This is a genomic window from Paenibacillus lentus (assembly GCF_042714055.1).
Lineage (GTDB): Bacteria > Bacillota > Bacilli > Paenibacillales > Paenibacillaceae > Fontibacillus > Fontibacillus lentus_A.
Window position 1 is genome coordinate 167030 of sequence record NZ_JBHGVC010000008.1, and the last position, 17998, is coordinate 185027.

Genomic DNA, 17998 nt, shown 5'->3' on the forward strand with positions numbered 1-17998 from the left:
TATGAAAGTAACGAATGCAGAATTTGTGATCAGCGCGGTTGGCCCTGATCAGTATCCAGGAGACGCCTTGCCGGAGATTGCTCTGGCGGGGCGCTCCAATGTCGGCAAATCATCGCTGATCAATCGGATGATAGCCCGCAAGAATTTGGCGCGAACCAGTTCGACGCCTGGAAAGACGCAGCACCTGAATTACTATCGCATTAACGACCAATTGTATTTCGTCGATTTGCCCGGGTACGGATATGCTAAAGTATCCAAAACGCAGCGTCAGGTTTGGGGGCAAATGATTGAGAAGTATTTGCTCGAAAGGGATGCCCTGAAGCTGATCCTGCTTGTCATCGATTTAAGACATCCTCCTACGAAGGACGATGAAATGATGTACGATTGGCTGAAGCATTACGATCTGCCGGTGTGTGTCGTCGGCACGAAAGCCGATAAAATACCCAAATCCCGCTGGCAGAAGCATATTAAAATTATTAAGGATTCACTCGTCCTCCGGGCGAGGGATCAATTCGTCATGTTTTCTTCCGAAGAGGGCATCGGCAAGGACGAGCTATGGAGCCATATTAGCCGTCATATCCTTCAACAAGAGGAGCAGGTGCAGCAGGACTCCCCGGAATGAAAAATAATTAAGAATCAACGGATGATAAAGGGATTTGAAGAAGTTTCAGCAGGAAAGTGAGCATGCAGGGGGATTTTTGCAGCTGAGAACGGCTAAAACCGTTTTTTTCTGAAAAATGGCAGGAATTCACGTTTTGAACGCTGAGCAATACCTTGAATAAGTAGTGTATAATTATCATTAAGGATTGCTAAAAGAATTGAGGAGATTTTTATGGCTCAGCGGTTAGCCACAGAATATGTTAATGCCAGTTTACGATTGTCGGAAGTTCAGATGTCTCAGTTTATTCACAAGGTATATGATCCTCATGTTCGTCAGCGGGTAAAGGTGCTGGATAATGGCGGCCAAGAGGTGGTGCTGGAGGATGATAGCGGAGAAGAAGTTCATCTGCCTTTTGACCGTAAGGACGGATATTACGTCTGTGAGTTGTCTTTCCGCTTGGAAAAACCCCATTTAACCAACGTAATGCGATTGTTGTTTGCGGCCTTTAAAGGCTCGGGTATGGTTACACGCATTTATAACGGATTCATGATGATGTATTATTATCAAGAGGGCCGCGTACGTAAAATCGTGGAGTATTCCCGCGATTCCTACAAATTGGTCTATGAGCATAAGGATACGGTCGGCGAGCTTCAACGCATTTACCGTAACAATGACGTGGAGCGGGAGATTGAACGAATTCACCGCGAGGTGAACGTTCTTCTGGATCAGCGCTTTGTTGCGCAGGATTCCGCGTCTGTGCAGCGGATTGACGGTGAGCTTCGCAAGCACACCCGCCGTTTGTTCGCTCTAGAAGCCTGAACAGGCTATGAATAACAATTTCTAGACGGCTGTCACCAATGCCATGGGAATGACATAAAGTGGTAAGGAAAACTACCCTAAAGCTAGGGTAGTTTTTTTTCCGGGCAAACAAACAAACTTTTTTTGCGAAAAGTGTTGCATTTGTTACGGATAGATGGTATTTTTAATCTCGTTGAAAAGAATATAGGAACCAGGATTCACTCAGGACATGGAGATGTTGCGAGAGATTTTTCCCTCGGGAAGTGAATGACGTAGGTCCTAGCGGATGAAATTTTTTCAAACATTTTATTCCTAGGAAGGGGGAACCGAAGGATGGAATATTCAACTTTCGGAAGACACGTTGCTGTTGATACTTGGGGAGTCGACTTTGAGGTACTGAACAATGCAGAGCTATTGCAAGCTCATTTGGTGGAAGCTGCTGAATCTTGTGGAGCAACGGTATTGTCCGTGCAATCCAAACAGTTCGAACCGCAAGGTGCGACGGTACTTGTGTTGTTGTCGGAGAGCCATCTCTCGATTCATACGTATCCTGAGAGAGGGTTTGCTGCTATTGATTGCTATACTTGTGGGGAGACGGTTGATCCGCAATTAGCGATCGATTACCTGGTGTCCGTATTAAAGCCGGAGAAAATGTATGCGAAGAAGATCATTCGCGGACTGGGCGAGCTTGAGGTCGTAACGCCGGTTATGAATCAAGTGGAGCTCGTATAAAGAAGAAATCGAAGACTCAGTGGTTTCGTAGCTCATAGTTTGCGGAAAATTGGGTAAAATAAGATAACCATGGAGCAATTCCATGGTTATTTGTTTTTTTGGCGGAATATTTTGGTTATTTTCATAAAGAGTTCATAAATAGCTCATCAAAAGCAACGGGGAATCCGCTATTCGTGTGATATAATTAACATAGTTTATTTTCGATTGATGCTATGACATCTTAACAAGGCAGGTGAACTTGCAATGCACATCGTCGTAGTCGGGTTGAACTATCGAACAGCGCCTGTGGAAGTCAGAGAACGTTTTACTTTTGCCGAACGGGATTTGCCGCAAGCGTTGCAAGAGTTGAAACGCACCAAGAGTGTATTGGAAGGCGTCATTATAGCAACCTGCAACAGAACGGAAATATATGTCGTTGTTGATCGTTTGCATATGTGCGGTTATTTTATCCGCAGCTTCATGGAGCAATGGTTTGGCATTCCTAGACAAGAGTTTACCCAGCATTTGTACATGTATGAGGATGAGCAAGCCATTCGCCATCTATTCCGGGTCGCTTGCGGCCTTGATTCTATGGTGCTTGGCGAGACGCAAATACTTGGCCAGGTTCGCAGCTCCTTTTTGCTGTCTCAAAGCGAGAAGGCCACAGGCACATGGTTTAATATGCTCTTTAAGCAGGCCATTACTCTTAGCAAAAGAGCCCATTCCGAGACCGCGATCGGCGAGAGCGCCGTATCGGTAAGCTATGCCGCCGTTGAACTGGGCAAGCGGGTTTTCGGCAGCTTCGAGGGCAAGAAGGTGCTTATTCTCGGCGCAGGAAAAATGAGCGAACTGACAGCGAAGCATTTAAGCGGAGGCGGAGCGGCAGAGGTGCTTGTGGCTAACCGTACCTTCGGCCGTGCGCAGGAGCTGGCTTCCAAATTTGACGGCATTCCTTGCTCGATGCAGGAAGCGATGCATCGGCTGCAGGATATTGATATATTGATTAGTTCTACTGGAGCGGATGGTTATGTAATTACATCCTCTCAGGTTAAAAGCAGCATGGAGCAGCGGCCGGATCGGCCATTGTTTATTATAGATATAGCGGTGCCTCGCGATATCGATCCATCGATTGGCGAACTGGACAATGTGTTCCTTTACGATATCGATGACCTGGAAGGAATCGTAGAGAGCAACATGGAAATGCGCCGCAGCGAGGCTCTCAAAATTGACTGGATGATTGAAGAGGAGATGGGCGTATTCGCCAACTGGCTGCAAACGTTAGGAGTCAGACCTGTGATTCGCGCTCTCCAGGAGAAATCGTCTTCGATTCATGAGAGCACGATGGAAAGTTTGTTCAATAAGCTGCCCGAGCTGGATGAGCGGCAGCGGAAGGTCATTCGTCGTTTGACCAAGAGTATCGTGAACCAGATGATGCATGATCCGATTAACCGGATCAAGGAGCTTGCGGGAGAAGAGCAGGGCGCGGATGCGCTCGAGATGTTTACGCAAATTTTCGCTTTGGAAGAGCAGCTGGAGGCTCTGTCTGAATCGTCTGCTTCAGCCGATAAACAGAGCAGCGAGGTTCAAAAAGCTTCTTCCCCAGAACAAGAGGAGAAGAAGAAAGAACCGACATTGGAAAAAGAAGAAGCTCTTTCACTCGTACAAGTATCGGTATAGAACAATACGCGTATCGAGAGCTTCATCCTTGAATATATGCCGGGATCATATTTGTATGCCCTGAGCCTTCTGTTTTATTTCTCGTATTGCATTAGGGTGCAATCCGGAAACGGAGGCTCAGGGCATTTTTAATGTTCGGCAGCCTTGCTTTGCTGCCAAACATATTCCGTACGGCGGACGTGGCAAAAAAAAGGATGGTAGGTTATGCTATTATCAATATAAATCACAAACAAAGTCATCCGATGGCCATGGCTGGATCGGGGAGTGGTAACGATGGAAATGCCGCATTATATGCCTCTCATGATGAACTGTACGGGAAGACGCTGTGTTGTCGTAGGCGGCGGGCAAATTGCTGAGAGAAAAGTAACTGCACTGCTGGCCGCATCAGCGGAAACGATCGTCATTAGTCCCTCGCTCACCCCTTATTTAATGTCCTGTTTCGAGAAGGGTCAGGTTCATTGGATAAAGCGGACCTATCGGCAGGGAGATTTGAAGGGGGCTTTTCTAGCCTATGCGGCTACGGACGATGGGCAGGTGAACGGAGCGGTCGTATTTGAGGCGGAGAGCCTGGGAGTGCTGGTGAACGATACCAGCGACGGGATGCGGGGCTCTTTTATTACGCCGGCCTCAGTCCGGAGGGGCAGTCTTATCGTAGCCGTATCTTCCTCGGGGGCAGGGCCTGCGGTTTCCCGAGGGCTGTGCCGGGAGATCGATGCGATGTTCGGGGAGTATTACGAGGCTTATATAGATTTTTTAAGCAAGATCAGGATGCGTATTAAAGAACGCGTGCCTGATCGCGGGAGACGTCAGCTGCTATTTAAAGCGTTAGCTGATTTGGATATATTGACGCAAATCCGCGAGGAGCGCTTCCGTTCTTGGAGTGAAGAGGAAATAGCTGTATGGATTGATGCATATCAGGAGGAATGAAGATGAAAAAACGAACGATTGTCGTTGGAACACGACAAAGCCAATTGGCGCTGACGCAAACGGGTCAGGTGATCGATGCGCTGAAGGCGATATGCGAGGAGCATGGGCTGCCTTATGATTTTGAAATCCGCAAAATTGTGACCAAGGGCGATCGCATTCTGGATGTGACCTTATCGAAAGTAGGGGGTAAAGGCTTGTTCGTCAAGGAAATCGAGCAAGCGATGCTCAGCGGCGAAATTGATATGGCCGTACATAGCATGAAGGATATGCCATCGGTTCTGCAGAATGGCCTTGTGACCGGAGCAGTTCCGCGCAGGGTGGATCCTCGGGATGCGCTGATTTCAAGGAACGGAATGAGTTTGGATGAGCTTCCGGAAGGAGCTAAAATCGGCACTAGCAGTCTGCGCCGCTCCAGTCAGCTGAAGAAATACCGTCCGGATTTGAAGCTGGAATGGATTCGAGGCAATATCGATTCCAGGCTGCGTAAGTTGGAAACAGAGGGCTTTGACGCCATTATTCTTGCTGCAGCAGGACTATACCGAATGGGCTGGGAAGAGCGGATTACCTCTTTTTTACCAGTGGATATCTGTTTGCCTGCTGTTGGACAGGGGGCGCTTGGCATTGAATGCCGCGAGAATGACGAGGAGGTACGCCATCTGCTCTCTTTATATAACGATCCAGATACCGAACTGACCGTAGCGGCGGAACGCCAATTTCTTCGCGTGCTGAATGGCGGCTGCCAGGTACCGATCGGGGCATATGCTACATTGGCGCGGGATGAGGCTAGGCAGGTTGAGCCTGGAGCTGGTGCAGGGCGCATCGAACTGACAGGAATGGTAGGAACGCCGGATGGGCGTCTTGTACTCAAGGATGTCCTGATCGGAGATGATCCGCTGAAGCTGGGCGAAGATGTCGCGGGCAAGCTGATCTCCAGAGGAGCAGATGAAATTTTGGCGGAAGTCAGGGAGTGAGTGATGGGGATGGCTGGCAAGGTATATTTAGTCGGGGCGGGACCCGGTGATGCGAGATTGATTACGGTAAAGGGATTGCAGTGCCTGGAAAAAGGGGATGTCGTCGTATACGACCGTCTGGCTAATCCCAGCTTGCTCAAGAAGATGAAGCGCGGGGCGGAGAAGGTATACGTGGGCAAGCTGCCGGATCGCCATACGATGAAGCAGGAGGAGATTAATCAGCTGCTCGTTGATTTGGCTCTGACGGGGAAGACGGTCGTTCGGCTTAAGGGCGGCGACCCGACGATTTTTGGCCGGGTTGGCGAGGAAGCCGAGCTGCTGCGCAAGCATGGGATTCCTTATGAAATTGTACCTGGGATTACAGCAGCGATTTCGGTGCCTGCGTATGCGGGTATTCCGGTGACTCATCGGGATATGGCTTCTTCCCTTTCCATCATTACCGGACATGAGAGCCCGGACAAGCTGGACAAGTCCATCAACTGGGAAAAAGTAACGAATGCGACGGGGACGCTTATTTTCATGATGGGCGTAGCCAAAATCGGTTACATTAGCAGACAGCTCATTACCTACGGCAGGTCTCCCGACACACCTGTCGCTCTTGTACGCTGGGGAACGCGGGCGGAGCAGGCAACCTTGACCGGAACGCTGGAGGATATTGAACGCAAAGTGCTGGAGGCCAATTTTCAACCCCCGGCTGTCATTGTAGTGGGCGATGTCGTAACGCAGCGCGAGCATTTGAAGTGGGCGGAGAGCCTTCCCTTGTTCGGCAAACGCATACTCGTCACGCGTGCCCGGATCCAGGCCAGTGAGCTCGTCGCGCAAATCGAGGATTTAGGCGGCGAGCCGTATGAGTTCCCGGTTATCGATATACGCCTGCCTCAGGATAAGGAGCAGATTGCTCATACGAACGCGGCATTAAGCCGTCTTGGGGAATATGATTGGGTGTTCTTTACAAGTGTCAACGGGGTAGAGTATTTCTTCATGCACTTGGAAAAACTGGGACAAGACATCCGTTCGCTTCATCGCGCGAGAATCGCCGCGGTTGGCCCGGCAACGAAGGAAGCTCTGCGCTCCCGGGGAATTGCCGCCGAGGAGCTGCCAGGACAATACCAGGCCGAGGGCATGTTCGAGGCTTACGGCGACGAAATGTTAGCCGGGCAGCAGGTGCTGCTGCCGCGTGGGGATCTCGGCCGCGCTTGGCTGCCGGAGGTGCTGCGGGAGAAGGGGCTGACCGTCACCGATGCGGTCATGTATGAGACCGTGCCCGCCGACGAAGAGGACGATGAGCTGTTGAAGCTTATCGAAGAGGGCGGCATCCATGTCGTGACCTTCACCAGCTCATCAACCGTGAATAACCTGGTTGCGGCTCTAAAAGGCATGGGGCTCGCCGACCCGGTACAAGCTTTGTCCGGGGCCGTAATCGCTTGTATCGGCCCCCTTACCGCACAAACCGCGCGAGACGTCGGCTTCAACGTCGATATCATGGCCGAGGAATCCACGATCAGCAGTCTTGTCCAATCTCTTTGCGATTGGCGGGCCAGCGTGCGGGATTAATCAGTCATCTAATACCAGCAATTATTAACTAAAATCTCTGCACCATAGTCAGCGTATCTCCGTAGGGGAGAGCGTTGCCAGGCAGTCATCAACAGAGGAACAATAAACGCAGCACTAGGCAATCATTGCACCGTAGCAAGCGTATCCCCGCAGGGGACAACGCCTTTTATAGCTGACGTAACTTCATATACAACTAAATGAACTCCACCCACCCAACAGCAGGCGCGCCTAACGTAGAGCGAGCCCGTCAGGCGGCAAGCGGCTGGATCGTACGCAGCTTGCCCGGGAGCATCTCCCGTTGCAGGGATGAGCAGCATGTTTACCCAGGTTGCCCAGGGGCGCCAAAAGTAAGACGTACCCGAAGGGGAAAACCGTTCCACGCACCAAACCTAAAGCGCATCCCCGTCAAGGGACAGCGGTGCAGGAGCGGCTCTATCACTCTTACGTTACTCCAATTGCGGGAGTCCAGAGGGCGCAGCCCTTGGGGCCCTCCCTTAAGACAAGGGAGGGTTTAGGTGGGTTGGGAAAACGGAAGGATGAGATAACCTATGACATTTCCAATTGTAAGACATCGTCGCTTGCGGCAATCTGCTGCGATTCGCGGCATGGTTCGTGAAACGGTAATTACGGTGGACGATTTCGTGCAGCCGATATTCGTAACCTATGGCAGCGGCGTGAAGAATGAAATATCTTCGATGCCGGGTGTTTTTCATTTTTCCCTAGACCGGCTTCAGGAGGAAGTCAAGGAAATCGTCGATCTAGGTATTCCGGCAGTGCTTCTCTTTGGCATACCTGAACAAAAAGACAGCGTGGGAACGTCAGCTTTCATTGAGGGCGGCATCGTGCAGGAGGCTACGCGATTGATTAAATCGTGGTATCCCGACCTGCTTGTAGTCGCAGATACTTGTTTATGCGAATTTACGGATCACGGCCACTGCGGCATGGTTCACACCTTTGAAAGGGACGGCCATGTCTGCGGCGACGTATTGAACGATGAATCCCTGGAGCTGCTCGTAAAGACAGCCGTATCGCAGGCTCAAGCGGGTGCAGACATTATCGCACCGTCGAATATGATGGACGGCTTCGTGCAGGCTATTCGTGCCGGGCTGGACGAAGCGGGCTTCAGTCATGTGCCGATTATGTCGTATTCCGTAAAATACGCCTCGGCATTTTATGGCCCGTTTCGGGAAGCTGCGGATTCGGCGCCGCAATTCGGCGACCGCAAGACTTACCAGATGGATCCTGCCAATGCGCGCGAGGCGCTGCGCGAAGCGGAGACGGATGTGCTTGAAGGCGCGGACATGCTGATGGTGAAGCCGGCACTGGCTTACATGGACGTAATTCGGATGCTTCGCGATGAGTTTGAACTGCCGATTGTAGCCTATAATGTGAGCGGTGAATATTCGATGGTCAAGGCTGCGGCCAATCAAGGGTGGATTAACGAGCGGGCTATCGTTAACGAGATGCTGCTCGGCATGAAGCGGGCAGGCGCAGACATTATCATTACGTATTTTGCCAAAGATGCGGCGCGTTGGCTGCGTGAAGGGAAATAACATTCCCCAAGGAATACCTGGGGAAGGGAATTCTAATATAATCATAGATCAATGATGAAGCAAGGAGCGTGACGTCAATGAGTACAACTATCGGACGCAAAGGGGAAGTGCGATCTCAACAGGCTTTTGAGGAAGCAAAAAAGGTGCTGCCGGGCGGAGTGAACAGCCCGGTGCGTGCATTCAAATCCGTTGGGCTCACGCCTATTTATATGGATCATGGTATCGGCTCGCGTATTTACGATATCGACGGGAACAGCTATATCGATTACGTCGGATCATGGGGTCCGTTAATTATGGGGCATGCGCATCCCGAAGTCGTAAAAGCCCTACAGGAGACGGCTGCAAAGGGGACGAGCTTCGGTGCGCCTACGCTGCTTGAGACGCAGATGGCAGAGCTTGTTGCCGAACGTGTGCCGTCGATCGAGGTCGTTCGCATGGTCAACTCCGGCACGGAGGCTACGATGAGTGCAATCCGACTGGCTCGCGGGTACACAGGACGCAGCAAAATTATGAAGTTCGAGGGCTCTTATCACGGCCATGCCGACAGCCTGCTGATCAAAGCCGGTTCCGGCGTAGCTACCCTCGGCCTCCCGGACAGCCCTGGCGTTCCGGAAGGCGTGGCGGCGAATACGATTACCGTTCCTTATAATGATTTGGAATCGGTGCGATTGGCCTTCGAACGCTTTGGCGAGGAGATCGCAGGCGTCATTGTAGAGCCGGTGGCAGGGAATATGGGAGTGGTTCCGCCACAGCCTGGCTTCTTGGAAGGTCTGCGCCGCATAACGACGGAATATGGCAGCCTGCTTATTTTTGATGAAGTGATGACTGGCTTCCGCGTTCATCTGCACTGCGCTCAAGGATTATATGGAGTGACTCCGGATTTAACCTGTCTGGGTAAAGTGATCGGTGGGGGACTGCCGGTTGGCGCCTACGGCGGCAAACGCGAAATTATGGAGCAGATCGCTCCGTCGGGGCCAATTTATCAGGCGGGCACGCTGAGCGGCAACCCTCTGGCTATGATTGCCGGTTTTACTACGCTATCCTTACTCACTCCGGAGGTTTATGACCGTTTGGAGCAATTGTCGGCGAGGCTCCAGGCAGGTCTTGAAGCGAATGCCAAGAAAGCGGGAATTCCTAGCATAATCAACCGCGTAGGCTCGATGGTTTGCCCGTTCTTCACGAAGGAACAGGTCGTTGACTATGATACGGCGAAGAGCAGTGATTTGGATCTGTTCCGTCGTTACTTTGCCGCGCTGGTAAAAGAGGGAATCAATATAGCTCCATCCCAGTTCGAGGGGATGTTCGTCTCCGGCGTTCATACCGAGGAGGACATCGACGTCACGATCGAAGCGCATCGTCATGCGCTGCAGAAGCTGTGAGTTCACAGCTCACCGGTCAAAGACGGGGCGAATGGTTAGAGCTGATGCCCGGCAAGCTGCCGCTTCCAGCAAGCGGCGACCGTTTTGAAGCAGCCTTGGGTTGGCTGGAAGGCGTATTAGGCCTTCCGCCCAAGCTGCAGCGTATGCTTGAAGCTGAGCAGGGCATCAAGCTGGCAGGGGATCGCCTACGTCTGCGGCTTTTTCCGCCAAGAACTTCCCAGTATGAGCCGATGCTGCCGGAGTTTCCGTTACAGATTTTGTATGAGGATGATTTCTGCCTCGTCGTACATAAGCCAGTCGGGGTTAAGGTGCATCCCGACGGACAAAGCCGTCAGCCGACTTTAGCCAATATTGTGGCGGCGATTTACTCGGAACGGGGCGAGCACGTTGCTCCCGAGCATATTCATAGGCTGGACGAATTTACGTCTGGCCCGGTATTGTATGCCAAGAACACTTACGCTCAGTTGAAGCTGGACGCGGCGATGGCACGCAAAGAAATCGGCCGAGTCTACGTCGCCTTGGTGCAAGGGACGGTGAGTCCAGCGCTGCGCGTAATTGATCAGCCCATCGGCAAGGATCGTCACCATAAATCGCGGCGTCGCGTATCACCGACGGGTCAAAGGGCAGTAACGCACATAGAATTGATAGAGGCTTATCCAGCTGCGAGCCTGGTTCGGCTTACGCTGGAAACCGGACGCACGCATCAGATTCGCGTTCATATGAGTCATGCCGGGTATCCGCTCATCGGAGATGCTTTGTACGGGGGAAGTACTAAGCTGTTGTCCCATCAGGCGCTTCATGGCGAGAGCCTAAGCTTTGCCCATCCGCTGACAGGGGAGACCTTATCTGTGTCGGATCCCTGGCCTGCAAGCTGGGAAGCACTGCGAGAGCAGCTGCAGGGCTAGCTAAGTTGAGCTATAGATTTTACAGTAAAAGCAGCCGTGTGAAATGCTCTTTCGAAATTGCACGATTTTTCGTCCAACACTATAGTACCAGACCGCTTTACGCACGCCTTTGCACGATTTTTCATACAAATTTCTTGCTGCGGGCGCTTCCGGGAGCGCCTTTGTACGATTATTCGCTCAAAACAGCCGAGACCGCTAGCCTTATGAGCGTCTTTGTACGATTATTCATTCAAAATTGTTGCTGCAGCCGATAAGGTCGGATTTTGCTTGTTTTTGCCTCCGTATAACATCAGTTGATAGCGTGGAGAACGATGGCCACGGCCATAAGGTGGATATGAGAATAGGTTGGTTCAACTTATATAGCTAATACAAGATTTGCATATGAAAGAAACGCAGGATGAAGGACATATTGATCGGCAAAAAGCAGGCATGCACTCCTTTTTCAAGCATATAGATAAAACGAGCGATGATTTGGACCATGATCCATGGGATGCGAAATCATGTTTGGAAATGCTGAAAGGAGGTATCATTCTTGGCTGATCAATCCTACGGTCTAAGGTTTGATATTTATGAACGTGTTCATTTATCGGAAGATGTGGTTGGGATTGAAGAATTGGAGGAAATAGAGCTCTTTCCAAAGATCCAGGTGATCCCGGGCGAGGAGTATGCTGCGCTTCGCGGACATTTGCTGCTGTCGGGGGTTTACCGGGGACAGGGGGAGAGCTGCAAGCTGGAGCATTGGATTCCGGTCGAGATTACTATTCCGCTTAGCCGGGTAAACAAGCTGGAGGAGATCGCCGTTGAAATCGAGAATTTTGACGTGGATTTGCTGAGTGCCCGCAGCTTGAATATTACCGGGGTTTTGTCGTTGAAAGGTATTGAGACGACTACACTTGCTGGAAGCGAAGAGTGGACGGACAGCGAATTCATCGCGGCCCATGAATCTGAGCAGGACATTCGAAGCGAGGAGAACTTTGCTGAAGCATTTCCGGCAAGGGAGTGGCGGGAAGAGAAAGAAGCAGAAGAGCAGTTGCGGCCCTCCGAAGCGCATGCGTTTGGATTCGGAGAGAATAGCGCCCCTGAATGGCATAATACATTGGAATCTGCAGAGCTCCCCGACCTGCCAGAGCTACCGGAGGTCGGCCATCAGAACGTTATTTCCTGGACGGAGGATTCGCCGCTCTCCACCTCCACGCTTTGGACGGACAAGGAGCCCGCTGCAGCTAATCCGGCCAACGAGGTACGGGATACGGAGCAGCTTGCAGAAGAGAATCCTGCTTGGTTTAAGAGAGATAACCAGCAAGATGTATTTTCGGAACGCGAATATGCAGAATCCGCTGCTGGTCAGGATAACAATGCCGCAGAGGTCGTACAGGCTGTTCCGGGGGAAGTGAATGAATCGGGGTTGTTGGGGCTTGATACGCATTCGGAATCAGCTTCGTCTGCAGCTGCATTTATTGAAACGGAGACGGTGGAAGAATATATTCATGATGCGGAGCCCGAGATTCGCCCTCAGCCTGAGGAGAAAAAAGAACTGAAAATTGCCCTGAACAGCAAAAAGAGCGGTGACGCAGTACAGGGAGATGACATTGGCATAAGCAAGCTCTTATCTACCCAACGTCCGAATAGAGATGCGGAAAATCTGCTAGAGCAGGAAGATGGGAATATGAAGCTGGCAGCTGAGGAGTCAGGGGACGAGGAAGAAGAGGTACGGTGGAAAAACCTGTTCATCGGGAATTCGGAGGATCAATCCCCTTTCCGGAAAATCCGGCTTGTTATCGTTCAACGCGAAGAGACCCTGGATGAGATCGCGGAACGTTACAATCTCAGTTCGCGGGAGCTGCAGCTTTATAACCGGCTAGCCGAGCATAATTTAGCAGAAGGGCAAGTGCTGTACATTCCATAACGAGTAATCCGGCTTCACTTTAAGCTATTAGACTGCGCGAGCTACGCGCAGTTTTTTAATGCGTTTTTTATACGTAATGACACAGCTTCAAAGCAAGGACAGCGGGATGAAGATTGGGTTAACTTCCAGCTATAAGCGTAAATAATAACAAAAAATAATTTGTTAGCATAATTTTTAAAAATAATTAAAATAAAATCAAGAAGAATCTTGTATTATTTTTACTATTTATGGTATATTTGTGTCTAGATGGTGAACGATTTGTTTTTTAACAATTGTTTATCGTCAAACCTTCTTCTTTTTATGTCATTTCGTCGGAGAATCTCTGCGTAATGACAAAATTTTATCGAAAGGAGTGAGCGAAAAATCTGATTTTGGTTTTAATGCTGTTTTATGACGAGTTAAGAAAGGAGAGTAAGGGTAAGACGGAATGTAATTGAATAGCATAATCGAAAGGCTGCATTTTTGAGAGCGCATACATTTCCCACGCGATTGTTCATAATCTATGAAAATTTATAACAGGAGCTGAAAGAAATGATAAAGTATTTGCCAAAACGCACTGCAGTGTTTGCGTTGATATCGGCATTGGTTGTCACGATGTTTACCCCTTTCGGAGATCAGAACGCCCGAGCGGCTGAAGCCCATGTAGACAACCCGTATGTTGGCGCGACAAAATATATCAACCCTGACTATGCTACATTGATCGATTCTTCTATTGCTCAAGTCAGCGACGCTACGTTGAAAGCAAAAATGGAGACCGTCAAATCCTACAACACTTATGTATGGCTAGATCGCATCGCAGCAATTTACGGTGGAGAGAACAACGGCAATCGCCGCAGTCTGGAGGGACATTTGGACGCTGCCTTGGCACAGAAGCAAGGTAATACGCCGATCGTTGCCGAGTTCGTTATTTACGACTTGCCGGGACGGGATTGTCATGCCCTGGCTTCCAACGGGGAGCTTCCGTTAACGCAAGCAGGCCTGCAAACGTATAAAACTGACTATATCGATGTGATTGCAGATATTTTCTCAAATCCTAAATATCAAGATATTCGGATCGTTACGGTTGTTGAACCGGACAGCCTTCCGAACCTGGTTACTAACCTTAGCAACCCGGCATGTGCGGCAGCCAACTCCAGTGGCATTTATGTTGATGCCATTAAATATACGCTGAATAAATTGGCTGTCATTCCTAATGTGTACACGTATGTGGATATCGGCCACTCCGGCTGGCTCGGTTGGGACGATAACCGTCAAGGAGCAGTCCAGCTTTATACGCAAGTAGCTCAAGCAACGGATGCCGGTTTTGCCAGCATCGATGGCTTCGCTCTGAACACGGCGAATACGACGCCTCTGGTAGAACCGAACCTGCCGGATCCGAACCGAAACGTAAACGGTATGCCGCTTCGATCCGCCGACTTCTATGAGTGGAATCCATATTTCAGTGAAGCTGATTTCGCGGCAGGCCTTTATTCCGGATTTGTTTCCGCAGGCTGGCCAAGCAGCATCGGCTTTATTATCGATACCTCCCGCAATGGTTGGGGCGGCCCTGATCGACCGACAAGCGCGATTGGTTCTACGATTAACGAGATTGTAGACTCGGGTCGCGTGGATCGCCGTCAGCATCGTGGCTTGTGGTGTAACAATAGCGGTGCCGGAATGGGAAGAGCGCCTGAAACTGCCCCATCTGGATTCGCAGCCTCCCACATCGACGCCTTCGTCTGGGTGAAGCCTCCGGGTGAGTCCGATGGCTCCAGCTCGGAAATTCCGAACAATGAAGGAAAAGGCTTTGATCGCATGTGTGATCCAACTTATCAAACGCAGTTCGGAATATTAACGGGCGCGCTCCCTAACGCTCCTGTTTCCGGACACTGGTTCCATGACCAATTCGTAATGCTCGTGGAAAATGCTTATCCGGCAGTTCCGGCAAGCAATGGGGGAGGTCCGGTAGATCCGCCTCCGACAGCTCCGGGCGCACCGACTGGTGTAAGCGCCACGGCTGGGGACGGACAGATCTCCTTAAGCTGGAACGCTTCGCAAGGGGCAACCAGCTATACTGTAAAACGCTCCATGACGAGTGGCGGCCCTTACACTACGCTGGCTACCATTAGCGGGACGAGCTATACGGATACCGCGGTAACGAACGGAACGACGTATTATTATGTGGTTAGTGCAGCCAACAGTGTAGGCTCCAGCCCGAATTCTACTCAGGCTTCTGCGCTTCCGGAAGGCGGATCGACCCCGAATCCGGAACCGACCGGGGATCTAGTTGTTCAGTATAAGGCTGGGGATACGAATGCGACCGACAACCAGTTCAAACCACATTTTAACATTGTAAATAACGGATCAACGCCTGTAGCGTTAAGCGAATTAACACTTCGTTATTATTTTACGGCGGAGGACAATCAATCGCTGCAATTCAACTGCGATTGGGCGATGGTTGGCTGTACGAACCTGACAGGCTCATTTGTTAAAATGAGCCAAATCGAAACCGGTGCAGATAGCTACTTGGAAATTAAATTCAATGCATCGGCTGGAACGCTCGCGCCAGGAGGAAGCACCGGCGATATTCAAACCCGTAATCATAGCAGCAACTGGACAAATTTGAATGAGAGCAATGACTACTCCTATGATCCTACCAAAACCTCCTATGCCAATTGGGAGAAAGTGACTCTCCATCAAAACGGCACCTTGGTATGGGGGATAGAGCCTTAGAAGATGAACAGGAACGGCGTCGGAAGACGCCGTTCTATTCAACATAAGGGGGATTCCAAGGGTTTGATCAAATCAAATGGAGATGGGGGAGTATGATGATTGCAGCAAGAAGGCACATTAGTCTGGCGATCGTTCTGGTCTTGATTGCAACGCTAGGTTTTGGACTATACTCTGGAGCCAAGACATCGGCTCAAGTTGTAGCGGTATCGGCAAATCTGTTGGATAATGCCAGCTTCGAATCCGGCACGTCAACCGGATGGGAAGGGATGGCTGGAACAGAAGCAATAAGCATAGTAAGCAGTCCAGTTTTTGAAGGCTCTTACAGCGCGCTGGTAGCGGGAAGGCAAGACGAGTGGCACGGTATTGCCCAAAGCCTTCTCGGTAAGCTTACGGCCGGACAAACCTACGATATTTCCGCCTCCGTACGGTTAAAAAATGCATCCAGCGGGCGAGTCTTGCTCACGATGCAGCAAAGTGACGGCAGCGGCGATAACTACCTGCGGGTAGCCGAGTCGCCGGTGACGGACAGCGCATGGATGACATTGAGAGGTTCTTTTTTATATGAGCCTGCTGACACGGCAACGTCGCTGAGGCTTTATTTTGAAGGCCCGGAGGCAGGTATAGACTTCTACGTGGATGATGTTGTCGTCGCCGAAAGAGCGGCAATCGACTGGAAAGCAGAGGCGGATGCAAGGATCGAACAGCTCCGCAAAGGCGATGTACAAATCCTGGTGACCGACGAGCAGGGACGTCCGCTTTCGGGAGCGAATGTCGAGGTGCAGCAGACGAGGAACGGTTTTCCCTTTGGTTCCGCAATGAGCGAAACCGTGCTGTCGAACAGCCAATACAGCAATTTTTTTAAGGATCATTTTAATTGGGCCGTATTCGAGAATGAATCTAAATGGTATGCCAATGAGACCAGTAAAGGAAACGTCAACTATACGGTAGCTGATCGCATGATGCAATTTGCTGAAGAGAACGACATTACGGTTCGGGGGCATACGGTGCATTGGGAGGTGGAGCAATATCAACCAAGCTGGGTAAAAAGCTTACAGGGCAATGAACTTCGTCAGGCGATGGATGACCGGATTACGAGCGTAGTAAATCATTTCAAGGGGAAATTCGTTCACTGGGACGTGAATAACGAAATGATGCACGGCAGCTTTTTCAAGGATCGCTTGGGGGAAACCATCTGGCCTTACATGTACCAAAGAACGAAGGAGCTTGATCCCGACGCCAAGCTGTTCGTGAACGATTATAACGTGATAAGCCAGCCGGGGGACAATGATTATAAGCTTCATATCCAGGAACTGCTAAGTCAAGGCGCACCGATCGACGGAATCGGTGTGCAGGGACATTTCGGCGCCACGATCGATCCGATTACGGTGAAGCAGAGACTGGATAATTTGGCGACCCTGAATTTGCCGATCTGGATCAGTGAATATGATTCTACTCAGCCTAATGAGAACATCAGGGCGGATAATCTGGAAGCGCTTTATAGAATCGCCTTCAGCCATCCGTCTGTAGAAGGAATTATGATGTGGGGCTTCTGGGCGGGCAATCATTGGCGAGGCGCGGATGCCGCGATTGTAAATATGGACTGGTCCCTAAATGCAGCAGGGCAAAGATATATGGCTCTGATGGATGAATGGACGACGAATCAGTCTGGGACAACAAGTGCCAATGGCCAATATGCTTTTAGAGGATTTCATGGAACCTATGACGTGACTGTAAGCAAAGGTAATCTGCGGACGAAGAAGTCCTTTGAGTTGGAACCGGGCAGCGGCGTTTTGTCCGTAGCTGTTCAGCTTGATGATTCCGGCGGGGAACCGGAGCCTGTCCCGACGGGGGATTTGAAGGTGCAGTATAAGGCTGGGGATATCAACCCTAATGATAATCAGTTCAAGCCGCATTTTAATATCGTCAACACCGGCCCAGCCGGAGTTCCGTTAAGCGAACTGACGCTGCGCTATTACTTTACAACGGATGGGAACGATTCTCTGGTCTTTAACTGCGATTGGGCGGTCGTCGGCTGTTCGAATCTAAGCGGCAAATTCGTGAAGTTGGATACCGCGGCGCCGGAGGCCGATGCTTATTTGGAAATTTCATTTACAGCTTCGGCAGGCACTCTTACGGCGGGAGGAAGCACCGGGGAAATACAGACTCGCAGCCATAACAGCAGCTGGACGAACTTCAACGAGAGCAATGACTATTCTTTTGATTCTACCAAAACGACTTTTGCGAATGAGGAGAAAGTTACGCTTTATCGTAATGGGGCATTAGTTTGGGGGAATGAACCTTAAT

14 protein-coding genes are annotated in these 17998 nt (G+C 50.6%); 13 read left to right on the plus strand and 1 reads right to left on the minus strand.

The features are described 5' to 3' along the window. Position 1 precedes the first annotated feature (1 nt). The 7 genes from yihA to cobA all read left to right on the plus strand — a co-directional run bounded on the left by yihA (position 2) and on the right by cobA (position 7239). Entirely contained in the window at positions 2–622 is a 621-nt protein-coding gene (gene yihA / locus ACE3MQ_RS18670; protein WP_379395405.1) for a ribosome biogenesis GTP-binding protein YihA/YsxC, read from the plus strand. Between the two features lie 210 nt (positions 623–832). Then, entirely contained in the window at positions 833–1420 is a 588-nt protein-coding gene (locus tag ACE3MQ_RS18675; RefSeq protein WP_379395407.1) for a non-ribosomal peptide synthetase module, read from the plus strand. Positions 1421–1732: 312 nt separating this feature from the next. Then, positions 1733–2131 carry an adenosylmethionine decarboxylase gene (speD, locus tag ACE3MQ_RS18680; protein ID WP_379395409.1) on the plus strand — a complete coding sequence of 133 codons (399 nt, stop codon included), beginning with the start codon at positions 1733–1735 and terminating at the stop codon, positions 2129–2131. 243 nt (positions 2132–2374) lie between these two features. Beyond that, positions 2375–3787 (plus strand): glutamyl-tRNA reductase, encoded by a 1413-nt coding sequence (gene hemA, locus ACE3MQ_RS18685; protein ID WP_379395411.1) that lies wholly within the window; start codon positions 2375–2377, stop codon positions 3785–3787. Positions 3788–4060: 273 nt separating this feature from the next. Next, the gene (locus ACE3MQ_RS18690; RefSeq protein ID WP_379395413.1) at positions 4061–4714 is read left to right on the plus strand and encodes a precorrin-2 dehydrogenase/sirohydrochlorin ferrochelatase family protein; all 654 of its coding nucleotides are present in this window, start codon (positions 4061–4063) and stop codon (positions 4712–4714) included. A 2-nt stretch (positions 4715–4716) separates the two neighbouring features. Beyond that, positions 4717–5685, plus strand: a complete 969-nt coding sequence (gene hemC, locus ACE3MQ_RS18695; RefSeq protein WP_379395415.1) for a hydroxymethylbilane synthase — start codon at positions 4717–4719, stop codon at positions 5683–5685. 9 nt (positions 5686–5694) lie between these two features. Further along, a complete protein-coding gene (gene cobA, locus ACE3MQ_RS18700; protein WP_379395417.1) occupies positions 5695–7239 on the plus strand; it encodes a uroporphyrinogen-III C-methyltransferase in 1545 nt (514 codons plus the stop codon). Positions 7240–7361: 122 nt separating this feature from the next. Here the strand turns inward: cobA and ACE3MQ_RS18705 are convergent, their stop codons facing one another. Next, positions 7362–7619 (minus strand): hypothetical protein, encoded by a 258-nt coding sequence (locus ACE3MQ_RS18705; protein WP_379395419.1) that lies wholly within the window; start codon positions 7617–7619, stop codon positions 7362–7364. Positions 7620–7787: 168 nt separating this feature from the next. Here ACE3MQ_RS18705 and hemB point away from each other — a divergent pair, with 168 nt between their 5' ends. The 6 genes from hemB to ACE3MQ_RS18735 all read left to right on the plus strand — a co-directional run bounded on the left by hemB (position 7788) and on the right by ACE3MQ_RS18735 (position 17997). Next, entirely contained in the window at positions 7788–8792 is a 1005-nt protein-coding gene (gene hemB / locus ACE3MQ_RS18710) for a porphobilinogen synthase (RefSeq protein ID WP_379395421.1), read from the plus strand. Between the two features lie 77 nt (positions 8793–8869). After that, a complete protein-coding gene (hemL, locus tag ACE3MQ_RS18715) occupies positions 8870–10171 on the plus strand; it encodes a glutamate-1-semialdehyde 2,1-aminomutase (RefSeq protein WP_379395423.1) in 1302 nt (433 codons plus the stop codon). Further along, positions 10168–11076, plus strand: coding sequence for an RluA family pseudouridine synthase (locus ACE3MQ_RS18720; protein ID WP_379395425.1), 909 nt, complete (start codon positions 10168–10170; stop codon positions 11074–11076). Before hemL ends, ACE3MQ_RS18720 begins: the two co-directional genes overlap by 4 nt. Positions 11077–11608: 532 nt before the next feature. Beyond that, positions 11609–12982 (plus strand): LysM peptidoglycan-binding domain-containing protein, encoded by a 1374-nt coding sequence (locus tag ACE3MQ_RS18725; protein WP_379395427.1) that lies wholly within the window; start codon positions 11609–11611, stop codon positions 12980–12982. Positions 12983–13513: 531 nt separating this feature from the next. After that, a complete protein-coding gene (locus tag ACE3MQ_RS18730) occupies positions 13514–15694 on the plus strand; it encodes a glycoside hydrolase family 6 protein (RefSeq protein WP_379395429.1) in 2181 nt (726 codons plus the stop codon). A 92-nt stretch (positions 15695–15786) separates the two neighbouring features. Continuing rightward, on the plus strand, positions 15787–17997 hold the full coding sequence (locus tag ACE3MQ_RS18735) for an endo-1,4-beta-xylanase (RefSeq protein WP_379395431.1): 2211 nt from the start codon (positions 15787–15789) through the stop codon (positions 17995–17997). Position 17998 lies beyond the last annotated feature (1 nt).

Coding starts and splice junctions, on each gene's coding strand:
- yihA (WP_379395405.1), top strand. CDS start 2: ATGAAAGTAACGAATGCAGAATTTGTGATCAGCGCGGTTGGCCCTGAT.
- hemL (WP_379395423.1), top strand. CDS start 8,870: ATGAGTACAACTATCGGACGCAAAGGGGAAGTGCGATCTCAACAGGCT.
- speD (WP_379395409.1), top strand. CDS start 1,733: ATGGAATATTCAACTTTCGGAAGACACGTTGCTGTTGATACTTGGGGA.
- ACE3MQ_RS18675 (WP_379395407.1), top strand. CDS start 833: ATGGCTCAGCGGTTAGCCACAGAATATGTTAATGCCAGTTTACGATTG.
- ACE3MQ_RS18730 (WP_379395429.1), top strand. CDS start 13,514: ATGATAAAGTATTTGCCAAAACGCACTGCAGTGTTTGCGTTGATATCG.
- hemA (WP_379395411.1), top strand. CDS start 2,375: ATGCACATCGTCGTAGTCGGGTTGAACTATCGAACAGCGCCTGTGGAA.
- hemB (WP_379395421.1), top strand. CDS start 7,788: ATGACATTTCCAATTGTAAGACATCGTCGCTTGCGGCAATCTGCTGCG.
- cobA (WP_379395417.1), top strand. CDS start 5,695: ATGGCTGGCAAGGTATATTTAGTCGGGGCGGGACCCGGTGATGCGAGA.
- ACE3MQ_RS18690 (WP_379395413.1), top strand. CDS start 4,061: ATGGAAATGCCGCATTATATGCCTCTCATGATGAACTGTACGGGAAGA.
- ACE3MQ_RS18735 (WP_379395431.1), top strand. CDS start 15,787: ATGATGATTGCAGCAAGAAGGCACATTAGTCTGGCGATCGTTCTGGTC.
- hemC (WP_379395415.1), top strand. CDS start 4,717: ATGAAAAAACGAACGATTGTCGTTGGAACACGACAAAGCCAATTGGCG.